Annotated in this window: 5 protein-coding genes; 1 reads left to right on the top strand and 4 read right to left on the bottom strand. The window is 41.4% G+C overall.

Features of this window, described 5'->3' with window-relative positions; genetic code table 11:
• Nucleotides 1–83: 83 nt before the first annotated feature.
• A complete protein-coding gene (locus Q0K03_RS07245; protein ID WP_297239039.1) occupies nucleotides 84–1,259 on the bottom strand; it encodes a chloride channel protein in 1,176 nt (391 codons plus the stop codon).
• Nucleotides 1,260–1,299: 40 nt separating this feature from the next.
• Nucleotides 1,300–1,686: a desulfoferrodoxin family protein gene (locus Q0K03_RS07240; RefSeq protein WP_297239038.1), complete on the bottom strand. Its 387-nt coding sequence runs from the start codon at nucleotides 1,684–1,686 to the stop codon at nucleotides 1,300–1,302.
• 53 nt (nucleotides 1,687–1,739) lie between these two features.
• Between Q0K03_RS07240 and Q0K03_RS07235 the strand changes: the two genes are divergently transcribed.
• Nucleotides 1,740–2,597, top strand: a complete 858-nt coding sequence (locus tag Q0K03_RS07235) for an RluA family pseudouridine synthase (protein ID WP_273477092.1) — start codon at nucleotides 1,740–1,742, stop codon at nucleotides 2,595–2,597.
• Here the strand turns inward: Q0K03_RS07235 and Q0K03_RS07230 are convergent.
• Together Q0K03_RS07230 and Q0K03_RS07225 are read right to left on the bottom strand one after the other, a co-directional pair.
• Nucleotides 2,563–3,135 carry a prepilin peptidase gene (locus tag Q0K03_RS07230; RefSeq protein WP_297239037.1) on the bottom strand — a complete coding sequence of 191 codons (573 nt, stop codon included), beginning with the start codon at nucleotides 3,133–3,135 and terminating at the stop codon, nucleotides 2,563–2,565. The two genes, Q0K03_RS07235 and Q0K03_RS07230, sit on opposite strands and share 35 nt — an antisense overlap.
• Before the next feature lie 45 nt (nucleotides 3,136–3,180).
• On the bottom strand, nucleotides 3,181–3,903 hold a 723-nt coding region (locus tag Q0K03_RS07225; protein ID WP_297239036.1), incomplete at its 5' end, for a cation:proton antiporter.

Here is a 3,903-nt window from a genome sequence, read left to right as displayed (position 1 = left end):
ACAAGATGCCTTACTTCTAACATGAAACCCCTCCTGACTGAGGTATTATATCATTACTTAAGTATCTTAACAATAAGCAGCTTTCATTTTGAGTTCAGCCGATATACACTCCATTTTCCTTTAGTAAGACAGGATGCCAAACCAGCCGTCAAAGAAAGCGGAACAAACCACAGTCCAAAAATCTCAATGCCAAAAAAAGCCGTTCCCCATATAGAATGCGTCCCTGCTCCAAAAACACAAAGCATGCCGATTGCAGCACAAACCAACGGATCCAGACCAACCAAGGGACCGCAAACGACTCCTAAACTAGCGCCAACCGAAAACATGGGCGTCATTTCTCCGCCTACAAAACCACAAGCCGATGTCAATATTGTCAAAACCGCTTTCCAAATCCAATCTGACAAAAACACCTGTTCTCCTTCAAAGACCGCTTGCAGAAGAATTTCACCTGTTCCAATATATCGAAAGTTACGAATGAACATCAGCAAAAGCATCAAAATCAAACTCAGGACGATAATTAAAACAATTGCATGTTCACTTTTTTGTATCTGAGATCGAGCCCACTGAAGACTTCTCGCAAAAAGATTTCCTACAACTCCAAACAATACTGCACACAAAAAGATTTTGAACAAAACACCCCACGAAAAGCTGGGCAACTCCAAAACAGATAGACGCAAAGATGGAATTTGAAAAATAAGATGTACGCTATAAGACATCAAAGAAGCCAATAAAGCATAAGGAAGCTCTTTCCATCGCCGCGAAAAGATTTCCACCGCAAAAAAAGCAGCCGCAATCGGGCAGCCAAATAAACACGACAGCGCTGCTGCGATTCCGCAAGTCAAAGAACACCCCATCGAAAAGACAGGAATTCTTTTTTGAAGGAAGCTTCCTATCGCCGACCCCAGCTGCAGACTGGCCCCCGCGCGGCCTGTACAAGCCCCTAAAAGATGTGAAATCCAAGCTTCTGATATCGCTAAAGGTGCATTCCTTAAAGGGATATGAACCGCAGATTCTTCTGCTTGAAAAATCTGTTCTATATTCTGTTTATCGTTTCCTATATTTTTGATTAGCCATCGTGTCAACAAAGCTCCAACCGGTAATCCCCACAAAAAAAGACTGCCCATTTTCAAATGAAGATCCGTTAAAAGCCGAACGCCTGAAACAAAGATACTTTCAACCATGCCGACAACTAGGCCCAAAAACAGACAAAAGACAATGAACCGTCCCTTTTTTCTTCCAAATTCGATCAATGATTCCATGAACTCATCTTACGAAAAAAAGACATGGAAGTCCATGTCTTTATTCTGCGCTGATCGTGAATTCTGTTTTCCAAAGCCCGTGCAGATTGCAGTATTCGTAAACAGTCACTTTACCAGAACGATGTTTTACACAAAAATGAACTTGTGGTTCCTGTCCGGGATTCAACGTTTTCTTTTCCACTGTACCATCTTCAAATTCGACCCATACGGCTGTAATATAATGTTCTTCCAACATTGGATGTGGAACGCTGCCCACTTTTACGATCAATTTATGTCCATTCTGTTCTACAACTGGTACATGTTTTTCTAAAGCTCCATCCGTGGTACCGGCTTTAACTTCGTGGAATCCTTCTGGCAACTGTCCGCCTTTTGGTTCTACGACCATTTCAAACACTGCACCACATTCATTGCATTTTACGATTTTCATTTTTGAAATCCTCCTCTATATTGACATTATATCGATAAAAACTTAAATTATCTATGAATATGACCGCATCTTACAATATTTTACAATGCACTCCCTATCAGTTGCGATTTCAAGTCATGAAACCAATCCGTCTGGATGAACTTCGAAATCATTTTTTTTGTTCTAAAAAACATTGGAATCGATGCACCGATTTTTCGATCCCAACTTTAGAACCTAAAAAAAACTATACGATTTCTTTTAAAATGCAGGCAAAATCTTGCGAATACTCGAATCAACCAGTTTCTGTTGTCTACGAAGATTCCTTTTGTATTGTTGCCTTCAAACCGGCTTTTTTACTCGTTCATGATGATGGTCATCACACAGACACCTTACAAGGGCGCATCAATGCCTATTTAGATTCACAAAAATGGCCTTACAATGCTCAAGCGATCCATCGAATCGATACCGAAGCGAGCGGCTTGGTTCTCTTTTGTAAATTTCCTTTCTTCCAGCCCTTCTTTGATCACCAAATGGGAACCCATCTGATTCAAAAAGAATATCTTTGCATCGTAAAAGGGATCTTGTCCTCTAAGCACGGTATCCTTCAGAACCCGATCGCAAAAGACCGGCATGATGCCAAAAAAATGCGAATTTCAAAAACGGGAAAGCCTTGCAGTACCTTGTATACAGTTTTGGAAGAAAAATCTAACACTTCGTTGATTCAGGTACAGATCCAGACAGGACGGCGCCATCAGATTCGCGTTCATATGAAAAATCTGGGCCATCCTATTTACAATGATCCTTTATATGGAAAAATCGAGGACAGCCGCGGCATGCTTCTACAAAGCAAGCAGCTGCGTTTCCACGTTCCTTTTCAGAAGGATCCTGTCACAGTGATCAGCCCAAAAGATCCGCGAATGATATTAGAATAGTATACCCCTTAAGATAAGCGATCCATACTCCTATACTTAAACATGAGCAAAAAGGAAGGATCGTTTTTTTTGTGCCCAGCATCCATACAAAGCCGATCCCGATTGCCATCAAACAAGCGACAATCATACGTTCCAGCCCCAATAAAGCACCAAAATAAAAAAAGTAAACAACATCCGCCAAGCCGATCCATTCCGGTTTAAAACGATGCATTGCGAATGAAGGAAGACCATATAGCAAAGCTCCGCTCACAGAAGAAAGCCAGTTTTGTGGAAATCCCAGATAAAGAATCAAAAATAACGAAGGCACGATCCATTTCTTGGAAATATAATAAGTTTTTAAATCTTGCCAAAACAAACAATAAATATAAATCAACAAGACCATTCCTTCGGTCATAGATTCTTGCGGGAGCGATCGAATCGTTATGATCTGACCGCAAAGAAAACAAAGCTTTCCCATCCAAGGCAATTCTGTTTTTAGTCCATATCTTTCGAAAAGTAGAATTCCCAAAAAACTCAATCCAATAAAAAAGATCTCCATACAAGAAAGTATAGAGATCGTTTCTTACAAAAGTGTGACCAAAGATCATTTTTGGACAGTCTGCAGATAATCAGGATCATCCCCTTTTGGATTATAAACCAGTTTCAATAAAACAGGCGTGATGATCGTTGTAAAGACTACACACAATAAAATAGGGGTCACAAAAATCGAAGGCAGGATGCCCAATGCCATACCGCGGTTGGCAACGATCAAGGCAACTTCTCCACGGGAAACCATACCGCATCCGATGCGAATCGACTGCGTCTTGGAATACCGGCAAAGCAATCCGCCCAGTCCACAGCCAACAACTTTACTGACTACTGATACAACACAGAGTAAAACGATCAAGATCAATAAGCTGGTTGACAGTTGTAGCGGTTCCAATTTCAGCCCAATGCTTGCGAAAAATACTGGCGAAATCAACAGATACGACAAAGTACCAATACGTTTTTCAACATAAGCACATTGACTGGTTCCTGAAATAATCAAGCCGGCCACAAAAGATCCCGTAATGTCCGCAACCCCAAAGAATGCTTCCGAAGCATAGGCCATCAATAGGGCAAAGGCAAAGCTGACAATTGAATACCGCTGCAAACCTCCGCGAGAGTCATGATCAAACCACCAGGCAAACGCCTTATGTAATACGATTCCCACCACAACCGCAAAGATAAAGAACAATACGATCTTCAACAGCACCATTCCTACATCGATGCTGCTGTCGGCCAAGCCAGAAACGATCGTCAAAGCAATGATTCCCAAAACATCATC

This window comes from uncultured Faecalicoccus sp. (genome assembly GCF_944327125.1).
Taxonomy (GTDB): Bacteria; Bacillota_I; Bacilli_A; order Erysipelotrichales; family Erysipelotrichaceae; genus Faecalicoccus.
This window is presented reverse-complemented; position numbering and strand designations above follow the sequence as displayed.